We start from the raw sequence: 16,849 nt of genomic DNA, 5'->3' as shown, positions 1-16,849 counted from the left end.
CTGCTTGAATGCGGGCTTTCGAATGGCGCAATGGCTGCGCAGCTTGACATCAGCCCTCGCACGATTCGCGCCCATCTTGAGTCGATGAGCCAGAAGCTATTCACCCGCAACCGCACCGAGTTGCTATCACGTTTGCTTGGTTTTTGACATTGGCGCATGCGCCGATGCTTGCGAGAGTGCGTGCAATCATAATTCGCCTCTTTCCCACGGAGGCCCCATGCAATCCATCCCTCGCTCTACCGCCATGCAAATCAATCCGATGATCGGCAGCACCCCCCGCGACACGCTAGCCAATGTTTGCGACAGCCTTGATGCCGCCGCGTCCAATTCAGACGCCGGCCTTGCGCTACTGCTGCGCAGCATGTCCGCTACGCTGCGATATGAGCTAAGCCGCTCGGCTTGTTAGCTTGAACGCGCCAAGCACCGATGCCCGCAACCCAAACGTCTGCGCATGGCTAGCATGGGCGACCCAGCTTTTGATGCTGGGCGTGATGTCGTTTAGGCTGATTTCGCCAGCCGCGTATTGCCGCTTAAACTTTCTCAGCTTGGTCTTGATGCGCTTGATGCTGTCCACCCGCAATCGTCGGTGCGTCGGGTAGATCCGGTAACCCAAAAAATCCAGCGCGCGGCCATTGCGCACGGCGACCGGGAAAACTTGTGTCTTGTGGTTGGTCTTTAGGCGTAGCTCGCGCCACAGCCAGTCCTCGATGCGCGCCCTGGCGCGATGCAGGTGCTGCTTGTCGTGGTGGACGATGATGAAGTCGTCCATGTAGCGGCAGTAGTGCCGCTCGCCCAGCGCGTGCTTGGCGTAATCGTCTAGCTCATGCAGATAGATATTGGCGCACAACTGGCTTGTCAGGTTGCCGATCGGCAAGCCAACTGGCGCCAGCCCGCTCTCTGCGGTGCTATCTATGATGGCGTCCAGTAGCGCCAGTGTCGGCGCGCAGGTGATGCGCCGGCGGATCAGCTGCTTGATGATGCCGTGATCGATGCTGGCGAAGAACTTGCCGATGTCGGCCTTGAGCGCATACACGCGTCCGTGCTGTCTTTGCACGCGGCGCAAAAAATCCTGCGCCCGATCTGCGCCAGCGTGAGTGCCTTTGCCTGGGCGGCAGGCGTAGCTATCAAAATGGAAACGTGCTTCCCATATCGGCTCTATCACCCCGACGATGGCGTGCTGCACGACGCGGTCGCGAAACGGCAACGCAGCCACCACACGGTGCTTGGGCTCGAACACGTCAAATAGCCGGTACTGGCCTGTCCGGTACATGCCCCAGATCAGTTCATTTTGCAGCTGGATCAGGTTGCCTTCCAGATCCTGCTCGAAGCGCAGCACCTCAAGCCGGTTTCGCTTGCCGGCGCGGGCTCTCCGGTAGGCCTGATACAGGTTTTCGAAATCGTAAATTTGCGGGAATAGGTTGTTATAAGTTTTTGGCATGGGGGCGTGCTGACTTTCGTTTTGCTACTCACCAGCACGGTTTGTTTAATGTTTCGCCAATAGGCGAGGATGTCGCGTCCTTTTGATGGCGCACTGGCGGCAAGCCCGTAGGCTGGCCGCTTCTGGCTTTCCTCAAGAGCGGGGCGGAACCCGATGTTGCTGTTCACGTTCGTGCGCGGGTTGCGGCAGTCGAGCGCGAACACGCCTGTCGTCGCGGCGTTGTTCCAAACGCCGCCACGGATCGGGAGCGCCTCGACAGTGTCGTTCAGCCAGAATCCGTCACCGCCCAAGCCCGTGCTGGCGATGGGGTACAGGCCCAGCTGTTTGGCCAGCGCCAGCGCTGTCGCGCCAACAGGCACGGCGCCCGGGTTGGTCATGCCCTCAAAGCTTGCACCCGAGGCGCGCACCAGGCCGTAGTTGGTCGTGCCGGCCAGCTTGAACTTCACGGCATTGGCAGCGCCTGCTGCGGCGTAGGCGCCCGATGCGCCATCAATGGCCTTCCACGCGGCCGATGCGGCGCTGTGATCGGCGTTGTCGAGCGCGGCATCGTTGTACGGGATGACGTTGATCTCGCCGTTGTTGACGCGCAGACCTGCCTGCCATTCCCACACGTTGCCGTTCAGATCGCAGATACCGGCTGCGCTATTGTCATGCGACCACGACACCGGCCCCGAGCCAGTCAGGGTTGCGCCGTCACCGGTGGCGTCGCCTGGGTTGCCACCACTGACGCGGCGCCCAGTTTCATACGTCTGCGCGCTGTCGCGGCCGTAGTTGTTATTGCCGCGCGGCTGAAAGCCGTTTTTGTAACACCACAGGGCGACGGCTGCCCACTCTGCATTCGTCATCAAGTGCCAGCCGGCGCCCTTGGCACGGCACAGAGCGTGGGCGCCGTCGTAGTTGATGCTACGCGCAGGATTCATGCCCGGCAGTGACAGAGCCACACCGTCGTGAGTTGTCGCCAGAAACTTGCCGACGAAGATCTCGCTCTTTTCAACGCCACCCACCACAAAGGCCGGGTGAACGCCGGTGCCCAGGCTGGCGTCGATGTCCTGCACGTTGAACTTAGGAATCACCGCCATGATGGACGGGTAGCCCTTGCTGTCGTACAGCACGGTATTCTTGCCGCCGGTGGCGGCTTCGACGGACTGGCGCAGGCTGTCGGTTACAGAAATAACAATGCTCATATCAGGCCTCGCGTTGATTGGTGTTGATGTTCATGCCCCACAGCTGCAGGGTGATGGCGTTTCCATCCAGCGGCAGCGCCACCGGTGTGGGCGTCTGTTCGGTCTCGCCCCCGCCGTCGGCGGGCTTGGTCACGGCGATGCCTGCCCTGTAGCGGCGTGGCGGTATCGTGATCAGTGCGGCGTAGGTATCGCCATCGGTGCGCGACAGGCTGGTGCCATCTGTGCGGATCTCGATCTGGCGCGTCGTGTCCGCCTGCTCTGCAGCCAGATCAGTCGTCAGCTCGGCATCATTCAGCGCCAAGGTCAGGAGGCTTCCTGTCAACGCGTAGCCCAGCGTCTCGCCTGGCGTCACAATCTGGATTTCCATGTGTCGGCCTTTACTGATAGTTCGGGTTGGAAACGGTGTAGCGCAACACCACGTTGTCGGCGCTGCCCTCCATCTGCACGGCAAAGCCATTGCGGGCGCGGGATGCCAGCGACAGCTGGCCAACCGCGTTGACGTTGGTGGCGCTCTCAATTTCAAAGTGCACCGCGTAGTCGGCAGCGGGCAGCGAAAATGGCAGCGGCACGTAAACCGATGGCCGGTTATTGGCAAACCAGCTGTTCAGCGCCTGAATCGGGCGCAGATCCGTCAGCGATACTAGTGACAAGCTGCCGCCGGTGTCGCCGGCGGGTAGCGTCAGCCGGTACAGTGTCAGTGCAGTGTCTGGCACGACATCGCCGACACTGACTTTGTAATCAGCGCCGACCTTGGACAGATACGCGTAGAGAGTGACCTGCACATCCGTCGGGTTTGTCGGGACGGATACGTGATAGTCATCGTCCGCCATCGCGACAATGCCGCCATCCAGCGCCGCGCGGCTGACGCCGGCACCAACTGTTCCGCTGGCAGACAAGTGCAGGGCGCGGATGTCGGATTTGGTCAGCGCAAAGCCGGTGATGACTGACTTGTTCTTAAGCACGACGCGGCCGGAGATGGTGCGGGTACGCGCCCACTCTTGCAGTGCGCGGGCAGACTGCGCCGCCAACTGCATCGCCATCTGCATGCCGGCGATGATGCCGACTTGCGACTCGGGCGCGAAGGCGTCGTAGCCGTCCAGCCGCGCTTTCAGGCTGGGCTGGTTGCCACGGGCGCTGGCGACTTCGTCGGCGAATTTTTTCAGGTAGCGGGTGCGGTTGGCCAGTTGCTTGGCCTGCACGTTGCTGATGCCGTCTTCGCCACCGAGCACCGGATCGGTTGTCTCGATGCGATAGACGCCTTCCTGCCAGCTATCGGATTCGGTCAGGTTTGCCATATTGTCTCCGGGTTAAAAGGTGATGGTCCACGAGCCTTCCAGGCTCATGTCGTCCGTTTTTTCGATGGCGGCGCGGGTCTTGCGCGCATAGAGCGTGCCGTCTGCGCAGATCAGCCCAAACTCGCGGATCTGCTTGCCATTGGCCTCTGCGGTCGACAGCGCCCAGTCAAAGCGCACCTGATTGCCGGCTGGGTAGCTATGACCGGACAGCGCCTTGGTGTACGCGGCGCTGATGGCGGTGTCCGCCGGGTAAGGTCCTGCGCCGTTGGTGCCGAACGCGATGCGGTTGACCTGCTTGCCGGCGCCGTCGCCGCCGATCAGCCTGGCGTGCGAATCTCGAGCCTTGTCTACCACCAGATTGCGCTCAACGAAGGCCTCCACCAGCTCGCCGGCGCGATAGACGCGCAGCTCGAAATCGCCGCGCGGGCCGGTGCTTTTATCAGTGATGTGCATTTATGCCTCCAAGGTGGTGCGGGATACCCCCGCGTAATGGATTGCCGCTGCATGCCGCACCGCAGCGTCGAAGCGGCGTGTTCCATCATGGCGGGCGGTGCCGTGTCGGTGGCGGCCGTTGTAGGACAGGTGGCGGCTAACGCGCACCTGCATGTCGATGTCTATTGCCGACGGCATGTCTGCGCCGTGACGCAGGCGCCCATCAGCCCTCACGGCCGCATCGTGGCGCAGCACGATGGCAGCGCGGTCGTCATCTTCCAGTCGCACCGATAACGCGCTTATCTCGGCGTGCTGGTCATGTCCGGCGCCGGTGATATGCCACAGCGTGTGACGAATGGCGCCGTCGTGGCGGTGGCGTCCGTCTGCGATGTGTCGCGCGGCCTGATCGTGACGCAGCGCCCCGTTGTAGCGTCGGCCAAACACGCCAACGTCCTCATGCTGCAGAGCCACGTTCAGCGCGCCGGCGGCGTCCGTGATGTGCTGGGCGTCCGCAGCACTGGCGCGATACAGCAGGTCGCGCAGATGTGCGCGGGCGGGCTTCCACCGCTCGACCGCCTGGCGCACGCGCGCGGCCTCGGCCGCGCTGATCGGTCGGCCTTCGCCAATGTCCAGTAACAGACGAAACACTGCCCATTGCCCACTGGCGTAAGAGTCCGCTCCTGCGTAACCGCCCGCGCCGTCGTGCCGGCGTTGCGGCAGCCCCTCGATGATCTGCGCATCTGCGTATCCTGCGGCCTTGATCGCTTCTTCCACCGCCCACACCGTGCCCTTGTGGCGGTGCAGGTCGATAGATGTCTTGATGAGTGCGCGGCGCTCTGCCTCGGTGTCTGCCAGCTCCCAGCCGTCGACTGACAACGCCCAGGCCAGCCACGGCAGTAACGCGGCCGGACAGTCGTCTGCCGACCACAGCTTGGCGATAGCGGACGGGTCTGCGGTAAATGCGGTGGCGTCGGCAATGGCCGCCTCTAGTTGCGTGCGGTTGGGCGGCAGTAGCTTGGCGCTCATGCTGATGCCCCGATCTCGATACTGCTCATCTGGTACGCGGCCAGCGGGTCTGCCGGCAGGTCGGCTACTGGTGACGCCAAACTAACGCCCATTACCCCTGCGCCATGTAGCGCGGCATAAAGTGCGGAACGCGGCACCCCGCGCCCGATGGCACGGTAGTCGCGGGCGGTCTGCGCGGCGCGCTGTTTGATGTCGGCTAGCACTATGTCGCGGTCAGGGCCGTCGGCAATGTTGACGGTCGCGCGTAGCGAGTAGGTCACCACCCGCGCTGCTTCGACCCTTACGGTGTCGGTCAGCGGGCGCACCCGCTTGGCGTTCAGCGCCGTGGCGACGGCCGCCACTTGTGCAGGTGTCGCCACGGCAGCGTCGCCAAGAATGGCAACACGCACTACCCCTGGCGCCGGGCTGTCGACGGCCGCATCTGCAATACCCGCGTCAGCGGATAGCGCGTGGAAGCGGTAGGCGTCGATACTGCCGGCGGTGGAAAGCCCCTCCAGCGACATCTGGGCGCGGTAGCGCAAGCGCTCATCGCTCTCCATCACCGCCTCGGTAGGCGGCGTAGCGTCCGGGTTGGCTGGCGAAACCTGCAGGCGCGCGACGCCCAGCAGTGCGCACAAGTGGTCAAGGTCAGCGCCGACGGCGTAAGCCAACATGGTGGACTTGGCGGCATCGTTGATGCGCATGCGTAGCACGAACTCCGTGTAGGCTGATTCTTGCAGCAGCATGGTCAGCGGCTCACTCTCAATGGCGAGCGTTGCTTCTATTGCGCCTCGCATTTCGGCCGGCACCGCGTCTAGCAGCCGGCCCTTTCTCTCCGACAGCAGCAGTTCGTAGTCGATCTGCTCGACAACACTCGGCGGCGGCAGCTTGGTCAGGTCAATTGTCATCGTGCGCCACCTATGGTTACTGATGCTGCGCTTGATATTCCCGACTCTCCCGTCACGATCTCCATGCTGACGACTGCGCGTCCGTCTTGCGTGGCCTGCACGTCAACCCGCGCCACCTTCGCGCGTGGCTCCCATCTGGCAATGGCCATGACGGACGCTGCCATCAGCCGCATGCGTGTCTTGCCATCAAACGGCTGGTCTATCAGCTGCGGGATCAGACTGCCGAAGTCGCGACGCATCACGCGGCTGCCGATAGGCGTGGTGAGAATCTTGGCGATGCTCTGGCGGATGTGGTCAATGTCGCTGATCTGAGTTCCGGAGGCTGCGGATAGTCCGATATATAGCGCGCTCATTGCGGCGCTCCCGTTGTTCCGCCCGAGTCGCCCGGGTGGGCGTGCTCAGACAGGTTAATTCCGTTGCTGCTGAGGCTGCCGTTATTGGTAAAGTCGCCTTCGTGGTTTATTGGGCCCCGGATGACGGTTCCGCCGCTTCGCGTCGATCCGCCTTGCCCGCTCATGCCTGACTTGTAGGTCAGCAAGCCGCTTACGGTCATGGCGCCCATCACTTCAACATCGCCGGTGAATGTGCTGCTCGGGCAATCCACGGTGCATGACTCCGATGCTTCGATACGTGCTGTTTTGACGCCTGTCGCAGATAGCGCGCCGGTCTTGTGGTCGTAGGTAATGCGCGCGCCGTCCGGGTAGGCGCGCAGGCACTGGTCGCCACTTGCCGATGGGGCAGGGTTGGCTTTCGAATTGATGCCAGTCATGACGATGCCGACAGCGGTGTCACCCGATGGGCTCAGGATAATGACCTGCTCGCCCACGGTTGGCGGGTCCCAGTCTGCGGTGGCGCCTGCTCTGGCATGCATCCACGGCAGCCAGCCCGTCACGATGCCGCCACTGGCGACGCGCACGCGCACGGCAGCCAGATCAACCTCGGCGATGCTGCCCAGGCGAATCATGTTTTCTATGCGGCGGATAATGTCGGTGATGTCCATGCGCCAAGTCTGGCGGCATGGTGCATTTTTGGCTTGTCTTGCTCGTTGTCTGGCAACGGGGTAGGGCGCGGCTTACTTTGCGAGCGCACCCAGCACCATATCTTCAATCATGCGCAGGTCTTCGTCGCTCATCCCCAGCAGCTCGCGCCGCTGATATTGCACCTCTGGCCCACCCTTTCCGACGCGGTCACGCAGCCCGTACTGGTGTACGCGGGCGATGCGCTTTACATTGCCGGTAAATTCAACAATCGCACCGGACGCGCTAGCTTTGGCCTTCAGGTACTTGGCCGTGCGCAACTTGTTAAACATCTGGCGCTTGATGCGCCCGCCTTTTTTGCGCAACTGCGGCAGGCGTGGCGCGTAGGCGCTGCCGTCAGGGTTTTGCTGGGCGGCGATGCGCTGCTGCTGGCTTTGCCGCAAGCGCTTGGCCATGTCGCTCGCCAGCTCTTTGCGGCTGGCAGGCGACAGATTGGCGATAAGCGCGGCAAATGCTTGCTCGGCGTGCTCCAGCTCAGCCATCAATTACCCCCGCCCACTCGTCGGCAGGCTTGCCCTGGATGTATAGCGCCCAGTCTATGCCGGCATGCGGATCTAGCGCAGGCTCGCCGTAATGGGTGGCCTCGACTCTTCCGGCTGATTCTTTTACGCCCACTCGCTCTGTCAGCGCCAGCTTGATGGATAGATCGCAGCCGCCATTGTTTAAAATATCGGCCTCAAATCTAAACCCGTCCGCCATGCGCTCGCGATTTAGCAGCAACTCCGGCTGGTTTTCGCGTAGCCATGCCAGCATCGGGATGATCAGCGCGTCGCTGTGTCCGGCGTAGTCCGTGACGATGATATTGCAGGTGTAGCGGTACTCGAAGCTGAGCGACTCGCCACCCATGGTGCTGGCAATGCTGCCCTCATCGATAAACACATGCAGCCGATCAGGGTGTTTTTTCAGGCTGGGCACGTAGGCGCTCAGCGCGGCGCGCAGACTGGCGGGCTTGTTCATCTGGCGGCCTCCATGGCTGACTGGCAATCGACGCAGCGACGGCATCCGGCTACTGCGCGGCGGCGCGCCTCCGGGATGTCCTCTCCGCAGTCCTGGCACTGCAGCAGCGAGGCGCTGCCCGCGTTGCCGCGCAGCGCTTGTGCCTGTAGCGCTCGCATGCGCTGCGCCTCTTCCAGTTCTTGCGCCCGGTCAAACATATCGGTCATGGCTGGCCCTTTATGTTGGCAATGGCGTCGACTTCGGCCGCGCAGCGCTCCAATGCGGCGCGGTTTTCTATCAGGCTGGCTGCCAGCGCCCCGTTTGTCGTTGGCGCTGTCGGCGGCAAGATGCAACGGGTGACGACAGGGCAGGCGCTGACGCTAATCTGCGGCGGCACGGTAGTCGAGCACGCTGGCAATGTCAGCAGGCAGGCGAGCATCAGCCCAGTCCGCAGTTTTCCTGTCTTCACGTTGCACCCTTTCAAGTTTGACGGCGCGCGCCGTCTTTTTTTGGCTGATGGCATCGATGCGCGCAATCAGCGCCATCCGCTCGGCCTCTTGTGCTGCGGCGGCCTTGCGCATGACTTCTGTCTCGGTTCGCGCCAGATCTCGCTGCGTAATGGCATCGCCCAGCCGTTGCTGCGATAGCGCCATCTTTTCCCTGGCGCTGATCGCGCCCAGCGTGCTGACGGCGCACATCAAAAACAGGCCGGCGATGGCTGTATTTCGTATCATGCGCGCCCCCTCTCATGCCTGGCATAAGCGCGGGCCAGCTTCACGTCGTACAGGTTTTCCGCGTAGGCCGGCCCGTTGTAGTGGCGGGCAAACGCCTTCCAGTTGCGATCTTTCAGCGCCCGCCATATCGACGGGTTGATCTTCACGAATCGCACGAACGCTTGCAGCTGCTCGCCCTCGCTCTTCCACATGGCGTTAACAAAATCGTCCGCGCTGGCGTAACCCATCGCCCGCCAGTGGTAACCCATGATCTGAAACAGCCCCCAGCTTGCCGACTCCCAAGCGATTCCTGCATCGCCGCACAGCTTCGCCGCCCGCCTGATGCGCGCCATCTCGGCCTTGCCACCCTGATAGCCGCCACGCTTCGCGCTGCATAGCTCCGGGTGGCTGGCTGCCAATGCAGTAGCAGCCTCTTTTGGCAGGTTGCGGTGGAATACATGGCGCTCAAATAACACAGCCGGCTCGCTGTTTTCGTCAAACCCTGCGCCCCGCGATTCGACTTCCACGACCGCCCTTATCGCTGCTGCGTCCACGTCCAGCAGGTGGGCGGCCGCTTCTATGTCGTCTTCGCTCAATGCGACATCATCTTTGCAGCCTTCCAGCGTGCGCAGTGTTGCGCGCCCGGCGATGCCGTCTGCGGCCAGCCCTTTCGAGCGCTGGAATGCGCGCACCGCCTCGCGAGTGCGCTCGCCAAACCAGCCGTCTGCCTCGACCGCAAACCCTGCGCGGTTCAGGCTGGCCTGCAGCGCAACGACTTCCGCCCCTTTCCCGCCGATCTTTATAACCATGACCGCCTCCCCAGCCACGCGGCCGCGCGCCCCTCGGCTTGCCCTGATCGTCTAAACAACTCGATCACGTTGCCGCGCACTGAAAACACCGCCATGCACAGCGCGCCATCCAGCACGACGCGGACAATGGCGATGCTCTGCCCGAATGCCAGCAACAGCGGGATGGATCCGGCCGCCACGATCAGCACGTAGGCCAGCGCACTGGCGCGCGGCTTATGGTTGCCGGCCTTTGCCCTGAACATGATCAGGCGCATGGCGATCAGCGCGCAGAGGGCCGCGTCAAGGCTTAGCAGGTAGCCCATCATTTGCGCCCCCTTCCGATCAGGTCTTCCGGGTTGTCTGCCTTGCGGATCAGCCATAGCAAAAGCTTGACGGCGAGGCTGGCAGCCAGTAGCGCACCCACGCCCTCAGACACTTGCACCGGCTGCGGCGTCAGCGATGCAATCAGCCCTGCCATAAAGGCCGCGCCAATGCAGCCCGCGATAAACGACACGATAAATGATGCCGCTTTGGCCGCGATGCTTAGGTCCGAGCTGGATAGGACAAATACGACCGCCCCGGCAAAGGCCCCCAGCACAACGGCGGCTTCCATTCCCGGAAACATGGACAATATCGCCACCGAAAACACGGAGCCGGTGACGGCGGTACTGCTAACAGGTTCTGCCATTGCTTAATCCCAAATATTGATCAGCCCGCTGGCTGGTTTTGATAGTGGTGTTTCCGGCATGGTCACGGGCGTGCCGTGCGGCAAGATGGCGCCATGATCGGCCAATCCCGGATTCGCCATAAATACGGCCTCGACGATGCCTGCCGTGTAGCCGTAGTGGCGGTGGCAGATGGCGTCTACGCTGTCACCCTGGTGTGCGATGATCTGCATCAGATCAGCTCCACGCTGGTTCGCCCTTCGCCGGTGATGGCACGGCATGCCCAACGCGCATCACGGCGCAGATCGTCGATCGGGCTTTCGATGGCGTCCGCTCTGCGCTGGCCTTCTCCGGTCGCGTCAAAATCCCGATAGCGCTCCAGCAGATTGGCCTTGGCTTCGCAGTAGACCGCGCGCCGATAGCTGGATAAGTGCACGCTTCCGCCGTCTATCGCGTCGGCCGGCACGTCAGACAATCCGGCATAGCCATCCGCCTGCATGCGCTTGCGCCATGCCGCCAAATCGCTATTGGTGCTGGCCATCGCCTCGATCAGCGCATGCCGCAAACGGACAGGCGTGATCGTGCCATCGATGCGCAGCGCGGCCCGCGCCTGCGTCGGGTCGATGTCCGGCCAGAATGCTGCGTTACTGATTGGGCGCTCGTCGTCATCGCTTGGGTTTGGCTCTACTGCTACAAACATGCGCGCTCCTTGTGCGGGACGGTGGTCGGGGCCTTGATTTGGCATTTCTGCCAGTCGCCGCCCCGAGCCGTCCGGTGGTGCGGGGTTCGCCCGGTGTCAGCGACTGGCCTTGCCGGCCGCTAAGTTCTTGAGTTCGCGCTCCAGTCGCTCGATATCTTTCTTGACGCCGCACTTGTCATGCAGCTGCAAGGCTCGCTTGAGCGCGGCGCAGGCTTCGTCCGGCTTGCCATCCGCCCGCAAGCCATAGCCGATGGCCTTTAGCAGCTTGGCGCGCACCTCGTCCGGCATGTCCTCGCCCTCAGTCATGGCGTGCATCTGGATCAAGCTGGCAAGGTCCATCGGCACGCTGGCGTCGTGGGCGCGAATACCTGCATCTGCCGTTTCTTCGGCCAGCAATGTGGCGGTCGTGCGCTGGTATTGATCGGGCAGGGTGAGCTTGTGCTGTAGCGCGTAGCGTGCCATGGGGATGGAGCCCATGTAGTCGCCGGCGTCGATGGTCCAGACCAGTACGCTCATAAACACGTCGTCTTGCGCGCCGCTGCCTGCGCTGATGACGCCCTCGACCCACGGCGCGTATTCCGGCAGCAGCTCGCGCTTGAGTGCGCACTTGGCTTCAATCGACTGGATGGCCTTTAGCCGGCGCTTGTCGCCTGCGAGGCGGGCAAGCATCAGCTCGTAGCCTGACGCATTTTTTAGCGGGTTATCAAAAGCCGCCAAGGCTGAAACCTTGGCGGCTGTTGCCCGCATCATGTGACGCTGTGCGGGGCTGGCCATATCACTGCATCTCGATGTTTTCGACCAGGCAGCCCGCGTCGTACACCTCGACGACGTAGGCGTCGTTGGAGCTTTCGTAGTTGGCGATGCGGTCAAACTGCGACTCTTCAACCACGTTGCGGCGGCGCGCGCCTTCCTGCCAGTACAGCGACAGGTTGGACAGCTTGGTAATCAGCATGGTGCCAGCAGGGAAGAACGGTGCGCGCACTGCCTGCAGGCCGCCCATGCGCTTCTGGCTGACGACCAGATCGGCCGCCATCATCTCGGATGGCTTGTTATCGCTATTGAGCAGCGGGAAGTATTTATCCGCCAGCAGGTCGCGGCCGCAGATCACCACCAGATCGGTGTCATCCGCGTAGGCTGGGTGCACCAGTGTGTTGACCGCGTCGAAAACCAGCGCATCCAGATTCTTGTAGTCCCCCGTCGCACCGACGGTGATCTTCCCTGCTGTCGCGCCGCCAGTCATGACGCGTTCTGGCGCGTTTTCGCGATACTGCTGCAACCAGCCCTTGTTGACGTCTTGCAGCAATTTATTGGTTTCTCGGTCGGTGTTTTCGGCAATGGACACGCCATTAAAGCCGATCATCACGCGATCCAGCGCCTGCTGCTTGACGATCACGTCGCGCAGCTTGGATTGGAAGTCCGGGAACTTGGCCCACATATCCAGCTGCGCATACGGGAATGCCGTATCGAAGTTGGTTTTGACGCACTTGTAGGTGCCCGACGCCATATCCGCCACGCTGCGCGGCTGGCGCGGGTTATTGTTGGCGGTCTTAATGCGCCCCGCGATCGTGCCGGTGGTGCCAAGGCCCAGCTTTTCGCCTTCCATTTCGCGCACGCCCGGCATGTTGATCTTACCCAGAAACTCGCTGGTCTCTTGCACACGGGTTTCCAGCGTCTGCTGCACGCTAGGCACAACGGTAAAGCTGTTACTCGTGCTTTCGATGTCGTTCAGCTCGGCAATCTTGGCGACGTATTTTGCAAACGCAATTCGTGTTTCTTTATGCATGGTGTGCTCTCCTGTTTAGCAGTCTGTTTCGGACGGGGCAGTCTTGCCGGTGGCGATGTCGCGTGGCGGCGTAGCGGGGCTGGCGGCCAGCTTCTGGATGGCGTCATCCAGCTGAGCGCCCAGCTTTTCAGTTGCCGCTTTCATTTCGTCCAGCTGCGTCTTGTACAAGCCCAGATTTTCTTCTGTTGCCGCTTTCAGCTCGCCCTGGCTATTTGCTACCGCCTCAACGGCCTGCTCGATGCCACTAAATCGGTCGGTATCGCTGGCGTCTTTCTTGCCCAGCATGGCTTTGATGCGGGCAAAAAATCCTTCTCCTGCGTCCGGCTTGTCTTCTTCGATTTCAATTGCGGCTTCTTCCGCCGCGCTGATGCTGTTGTCCGGCTTTTGCTTGCGGTGCTTGAGCGGGTTGTCAGCTGCGCCGGCGCAAAATTTCAGCATCTCGGTGCCAAGACTTGCCGGGGTGTCGGTAATAGCGAGCCCGACCAGATAGGCCGCGCCGGTGTCGGCGAAGTCGTGGTCAATCTCGATTGATGTGTAAACCTTCTGGCGCTTTTCGTTGACCAGTGTAATCAGGTCTTCGGTCGGGTCCACCTGCGCCAGCAGCACCAGCTTGCCGTCGATTTCCTCGGTCTTCAGCGCCAGCACGTCGCCATAGGCGCGGAAAGCACTGTCCGGGTACAGGCCGCGAAAATGCTCCATATTGACCCGCGCGCCGTATTTCTTCGGGTCGTAATTGGCGGCCATCTGGGTGAGCCAGTCGCGATTGATCAAACGGCCATCGGTGGTTGCGCCCTCGGTGGCGACCCGGAAAAACTTGCTCGGTCTTGGCATTTCCTGCCCTTTAGCGTGGTTGATGCGTCATTGTCCCGCCTTTGCTTCGTGGCGCTATTCGGGCTTGTTGTCTGGCGTCTGGCTAGGGCTGCGGCGGCATGACCGTCGCGCGCGCGCGCGTCTATGGTTGCGGCATGCAAAATTCACACGACCTTGACCCGCGCCGGATTGCCCGTGGCCTGTACTGGCAGGGATGGGGCTTGCAGCGCATTGCCGAGCAGCTGCGCATCAATCCCGCCACACTGCAAAGCTGGAAGCGCCGCGACGAATGGGACGCCAGCTCGCCCATTGAGCGAGTGGACGCCACGCTTGAGGCGCGGCTGATGCAGCTCATCACAAAAGAGCAAAAAGACGGGCGCGACTTCAAGGAAATAGACCTGCTCGGCCGGCAGATGGAGCGCATGGCGCGGGTCAATAAATTCAACCACGGCGGCAATGAGGCTGACCTCAACCCGCGCGTGGCGAACCGCAACACCGGCCCGCGTAAGGCGGCCGAAAAGAACGCCATCAGCGATGAGCAGCAAGAGCGGCTGGTGGAATGCTTTCTGGATGGCATGTTTGGCTATCAGAAGCACTGGCACGAGGCCGGCAAGACACACCGCATCCGCAACTTGCTGAAGTCACGCCAGATCGGCGCGACGTACTTTTTTGCGCATGAAGCGCTGATTGACGCCATGCTGACCGGCCGCAACCAGATCTTCCTGTCTGCCAGCCGTGCCCAGGCGCATCAGTTCCGGTCTTATATTGTTGCCTTTGCCAAGGGCGAGGGGGTCGAGCTGCGGGGCGACCCGATCATTTTGCCCAATGGCGCAGAACTTATTTTCCTCGGCACCAATAGCCGTACAGCCCAGTCGTATCACGGCAACCTGTATCTGGATGAATACTTCTGGATCCCCAAGTTTCAAGAGCTGCGCAAAGTCGCAGCCGGCATGGCCTCGCATGCCAAGTGGCGCATTACGTACTTCTCCACGCCGTCCGCCATCAGTCATGACGCTTACCCGTTCTGGTCTGGCAAGCTTTACAACAAAGGCCGCCCCAAGGCTGACCATATCAATCTTGATATCTCGCATGGCGCGCTGGCCGGCGGGGTGAAGTGCGGGGATGGGCAGTGGCGGCAAATTGTGACAGTCGAGGATGCAGAGAAGGGTGGCTGCACCCTGTTTGACATTGATCAGCTGCGCCGTGAAAACAGCCCGTCCGAATTCCAGCAGCTGTATATGTGCGACTTTATCGACGATGGCGAATCGGTCTTTACCATGCCGATGATGCAGCGCTGCATGGTCGATTCTTTCGACTGGGATGACTACAAGCCGTTTGCGGCGCGGCCGCTTGGCGAGCGCGAGGTGTGGATAGGCTACGATCCGGCCAATGCCGGCGACAGCGCCGGCTGCGCGGTGGTCTCACCCCCATTGGTGGATGGCGGGAAATTCCGCATTCTTGAGCGCCACCAGTTTCGCGGCATCGACTTTCAGGCGCAGGCCGACGCGATCCGCAAGATGTGTGACCGCTACCGCGTCACGCATATCGGCATTGATACCACCGGCCTTGGGGTGGGTGTGCATCAGCTGGTCAAACAGTTCTTTCCCGCAGCCAAGGCAATCAATTACTCGGTCGATGTCAAGGTGCGGCTTGTTCTCAAGGCCTATGACGTGATCAGTCGCGGCCGCCTTGAGTTTGACGCCGGCCACACCGACGTCGCCGCCAGCTTCATGCAGATCAAAAAAACCGTCACCCCATCCGGCAGGCAGGCCACTTATGTGGCCGGGCGCTCCGAAGAGGCCAGCCATGCCGATCTAGCCTGGGCAGTTATGCATGCGCTTGAGCATGAGCCGCTTGAAGGCCGCAACCCGAATAACAGTAGCTTTCTGGAGCTTTTTTAATGACTGAAACCGTCACCCCGCGCGCGGCCCCCATGGCCTTTTCTTTTGGCGACCCCGAGCCGGTACTCAGCAATCGCGGCTTGCTGGATTACCTCAATTGCGCAGAAGTCGGCGGCAAGTGGTACGAGCCTCCGCTTTCGCTTGATGGCCTGGCGCAATCGTTCCGCGCCTCGGTGCACCACGGCTCCGCGCTATACGTTAAGCGCAATGTGCTGGCCAGCACCTTCAAACCGCACCGTCTGCTTAGCCGCTCCGCGTTCTCGCGCCTGGCGCTTGAGTTCTTGATTTTCGGGAATGCCTACATTGAGCGCCGGCGCAATCGCCTTGGCGGCCTTCTTGAGCTCGCCCCCGCGCCTGCCAAATACATGCGCCGCGGTCTTGATGCAGATACCTACTGGTACTGCGGCGGCTACATGAAAGACGTTGAGATGCCGCGCGGCGAGGTTTATCACCTGATGGAACATGACGTTAACCAAGAGCTGTATGGCGTGCCCGAGTATCTGGCCGCGCTGAATAGCGCATGGCTGAATGAGTCCGCCACGCTTTTCCGCCGTAAATACTTCCAGAACGGCAGTCATGCCGGTTTCATTCTCTACATGACGGACACCGTCCAGCAAGAGGGCGACGTTGACGCACTGCGCAGCGCGCTGAAGAACAGCAAAGGCCCCGGCAACTTCCGCAACCTGTTTATGTACGCGCCCGGCGGTAAAAAGGATGGCATCCAGCTGATCCCCGTCAGCGAGGTGGCGGCCAAGGACGACTTTTCCGGCATCAAGAACATCACGCGGGATGACCAGCTAGCCATGCATCGCGTCCCCCCTCAGCTGCTTGGGGTGATGCCTGGCAATGTCGGCGGCTTTGGCGATGTCGAAAAGGCTGCCAAGGTTTTTTGGGTCAACGAAATCAAGCCACTGCAGGCGCGCTTCTCCGAGATAAACGACTGGGTCGGCGAGGAGGTTATCCGCTTCGACGACTACGCACTGGCGGCCACTGCCTGACCTGATGGCGGCCGCTCTGGCCGCCTTTCTTCCCCTTCTCGATCCTCCCCGTTCAATCCGGCCGCTTTGTGCGGCTCTACCCCGTGGCGCGCGCTCGGATCCCCGCCCCGCCCGCCCGCTTCTTGGGTCGGAAAACATGCAACTGCACGACGGCCTCCAGCGCCCGCCACAAAAGGCGGCGCACGGAACCTCCTGCGCATGAAAAACCTTGCATATTCATGCGGCCAAATGCATGCAGCAGCAGTGTTGCATGGGC

General features: G+C 61.7%; 27 protein-coding genes. 4 read left to right on the top strand and 23 right to left on the bottom strand.

Features of this window, described 5'->3' with window-relative positions; genetic code table 11:
* Together EGI20_RS12180 and EGI20_RS12175 are read left to right on the top strand one after the other, a co-directional pair.
* A complete protein-coding gene (locus EGI20_RS12180) occupies positions 1-147 on the top strand; it encodes a LuxR C-terminal-related transcriptional regulator (protein ID WP_498631770.1) in 147 nt (48 codons plus the stop codon).
* Between the two features lie 70 nt (positions 148-217).
* Positions 218-406, top strand: coding sequence for a hypothetical protein (locus EGI20_RS12175; RefSeq protein WP_498631537.1), 189 nt, complete (start codon positions 218-220; stop codon positions 404-406).
* On the opposite strand, the gene EGI20_RS12170 is transcribed toward EGI20_RS12175, so the two are convergent.
* From EGI20_RS12170 to EGI20_RS12065, 22 genes are all read right to left on the bottom strand, one after another.
* Entirely contained in the window at positions 386-1,336 is a 951-nt protein-coding gene (locus EGI20_RS12170) for a reverse transcriptase/maturase family protein (protein WP_498631769.1), read from the bottom strand. The two genes, EGI20_RS12175 and EGI20_RS12170, sit on opposite strands and share 21 nt — an antisense overlap.
* Positions 1,300-2,622: a formylglycine-generating enzyme family protein gene (locus EGI20_RS12165; RefSeq protein WP_498631765.1), complete on the bottom strand. Its 1,323-nt coding sequence runs from the start codon at positions 2,620-2,622 to the stop codon at positions 1,300-1,302. Before EGI20_RS12165 ends, EGI20_RS12170 begins: the two co-directional genes overlap by 37 nt.
* 1 nt (position 2,623) lies before the next feature.
* Entirely contained in the window at positions 2,624-2,989 is a 366-nt protein-coding gene (locus EGI20_RS12160) for a hypothetical protein (RefSeq protein WP_498631763.1), read from the bottom strand.
* 10 nt (positions 2,990-2,999) lie between these two features.
* The gene (locus EGI20_RS12155; protein WP_498631761.1) at positions 3,000-3,917 is read right to left on the bottom strand and encodes a hypothetical protein; all 918 of its coding nucleotides are present in this window, start codon (positions 3,915-3,917) and stop codon (positions 3,000-3,002) included.
* 12 nt (positions 3,918-3,929) lie between these two features.
* A complete protein-coding gene (locus EGI20_RS12150) occupies positions 3,930-4,370 on the bottom strand; it encodes a hypothetical protein (protein WP_498631760.1) in 441 nt (146 codons plus the stop codon).
* A complete protein-coding gene (locus EGI20_RS12145; protein ID WP_498631759.1) occupies positions 4,371-5,375 on the bottom strand; it encodes a phage tail protein I in 1,005 nt (334 codons plus the stop codon).
* On the bottom strand, positions 5,372-6,262 hold the full coding sequence (locus EGI20_RS12140; protein WP_498631757.1) for a baseplate assembly protein: 891 nt from the start codon (positions 6,260-6,262) through the stop codon (positions 5,372-5,374). The genes EGI20_RS12145 and EGI20_RS12140 overlap by 4 nt, the downstream gene beginning before the upstream one ends.
* Positions 6,259-6,615, bottom strand: coding sequence for a GPW/gp25 family protein (locus EGI20_RS12135; protein ID WP_498631756.1), 357 nt, complete (start codon positions 6,613-6,615; stop codon positions 6,259-6,261). The genes EGI20_RS12140 and EGI20_RS12135 overlap by 4 nt, the downstream gene beginning before the upstream one ends.
* Positions 6,612-7,262 (bottom strand): phage baseplate assembly protein V, encoded by a 651-nt coding sequence (locus EGI20_RS12130; protein WP_498631754.1) that lies wholly within the window; start codon positions 7,260-7,262, stop codon positions 6,612-6,614. The genes EGI20_RS12135 and EGI20_RS12130 overlap by 4 nt, the downstream gene beginning before the upstream one ends.
* A gap of 72 nt (positions 7,263-7,334) precedes the next feature.
* Positions 7,335-7,781, bottom strand: coding sequence for a phage virion morphogenesis protein (locus tag EGI20_RS12125; RefSeq protein ID WP_498631752.1), 447 nt, complete (start codon positions 7,779-7,781; stop codon positions 7,335-7,337).
* Complete coding sequence (locus EGI20_RS12120) at positions 7,774-8,256, bottom strand: phage tail protein (RefSeq protein ID WP_498631750.1); 483 nt, start codon at positions 8,254-8,256, stop codon at positions 7,774-7,776. Before EGI20_RS12120 ends, EGI20_RS12125 begins: the two co-directional genes overlap by 8 nt.
* On the bottom strand, positions 8,253-8,462 hold the full coding sequence (locus EGI20_RS12115) for a TraR/DksA family transcriptional regulator (RefSeq protein WP_498631748.1): 210 nt from the start codon (positions 8,460-8,462) through the stop codon (positions 8,253-8,255). The genes EGI20_RS12120 and EGI20_RS12115 overlap by 4 nt, the downstream gene beginning before the upstream one ends.
* A complete protein-coding gene (gene lysC / locus EGI20_RS12110; RefSeq protein WP_498631746.1) occupies positions 8,459-8,674 on the bottom strand; it encodes an Rz1-like lysis system protein LysC in 216 nt (71 codons plus the stop codon). The genes EGI20_RS12115 and lysC overlap by 4 nt, the downstream gene beginning before the upstream one ends.
* Positions 8,616-8,969, bottom strand: a complete 354-nt coding sequence (locus tag EGI20_RS12105) for a hypothetical protein (RefSeq protein ID WP_498631744.1) — start codon at positions 8,967-8,969, stop codon at positions 8,616-8,618. Before EGI20_RS12105 ends, lysC begins: the two co-directional genes overlap by 59 nt.
* Complete coding sequence (locus EGI20_RS12100; RefSeq protein WP_498631743.1) at positions 8,966-9,757, bottom strand: N-acetylmuramidase domain-containing protein; 792 nt, start codon at positions 9,755-9,757, stop codon at positions 8,966-8,968. Before EGI20_RS12100 ends, EGI20_RS12105 begins: the two co-directional genes overlap by 4 nt.
* Positions 9,748-10,062 (bottom strand): phage holin family protein, encoded by a 315-nt coding sequence (locus tag EGI20_RS12095; RefSeq protein ID WP_498631741.1) that lies wholly within the window; start codon positions 10,060-10,062, stop codon positions 9,748-9,750. Before EGI20_RS12095 ends, EGI20_RS12100 begins: the two co-directional genes overlap by 10 nt.
* Positions 10,059-10,424, bottom strand: a complete 366-nt coding sequence (locus EGI20_RS12090) for a putative holin (protein ID WP_498631739.1) — start codon at positions 10,422-10,424, stop codon at positions 10,059-10,061. Before EGI20_RS12090 ends, EGI20_RS12095 begins: the two co-directional genes overlap by 4 nt.
* 3 nt (positions 10,425-10,427) lie before the next feature.
* Entirely contained in the window at positions 10,428-10,634 is a 207-nt protein-coding gene (locus EGI20_RS12085) for a tail protein X (RefSeq protein WP_498631737.1), read from the bottom strand.
* A complete protein-coding gene (locus EGI20_RS12080) occupies positions 10,634-11,101 on the bottom strand; it encodes a head completion/stabilization protein (RefSeq protein ID WP_498631736.1) in 468 nt (155 codons plus the stop codon). The genes EGI20_RS12085 and EGI20_RS12080 overlap by 1 nt, the downstream gene beginning before the upstream one ends.
* 96 nt (positions 11,102-11,197) lie before the next feature.
* Positions 11,198-11,875, bottom strand: a complete 678-nt coding sequence (locus EGI20_RS12075; protein WP_498631734.1) for a phage terminase small subunit — start codon at positions 11,873-11,875, stop codon at positions 11,198-11,200.
* 1 nt (position 11,876) lies between these two features.
* On the bottom strand, positions 11,877-12,884 hold the full coding sequence (locus EGI20_RS12070; protein WP_498631733.1) for a phage major capsid protein, P2 family: 1,008 nt from the start codon (positions 12,882-12,884) through the stop codon (positions 11,877-11,879).
* Between the two features lie 15 nt (positions 12,885-12,899).
* Positions 12,900-13,715, bottom strand: a complete 816-nt coding sequence (locus EGI20_RS12065) for a GPO family capsid scaffolding protein (RefSeq protein ID WP_498631731.1) — start codon at positions 13,713-13,715, stop codon at positions 12,900-12,902.
* A 98-nt stretch (positions 13,716-13,813) separates the two neighbouring features.
* Here EGI20_RS12065 and EGI20_RS12060 point away from each other — a divergent pair, with 98 nt between their 5' ends.
* Positions 13,814-15,595: a terminase ATPase subunit family protein gene (locus tag EGI20_RS12060; RefSeq protein WP_498631730.1), complete on the top strand. Its 1,782-nt coding sequence runs from the start codon at positions 13,814-13,816 to the stop codon at positions 15,593-15,595.
* Positions 15,595-16,593, top strand: a complete 999-nt coding sequence (locus tag EGI20_RS12055) for a phage portal protein (protein WP_498631728.1) — start codon at positions 15,595-15,597, stop codon at positions 16,591-16,593. The genes EGI20_RS12060 and EGI20_RS12055 overlap by 1 nt, the downstream gene beginning before the upstream one ends.
* A 76-nt stretch (positions 16,594-16,669) precedes the next feature.
* On the opposite strand, the gene EGI20_RS12050 is transcribed toward EGI20_RS12055, so the two are convergent.
* Positions 16,670-16,849 (bottom strand): hypothetical protein (locus EGI20_RS12050; protein ID WP_498631726.1); only part of this gene is annotated, 180 nt, incomplete at its 5' end.

This window comes from Aquitalea sp. S1-19 (assembly GCF_024343515.1).
Note: the sequence above shows the minus strand (reverse complement) of the source record. Positions and strands in the feature narration are given on the sequence as shown.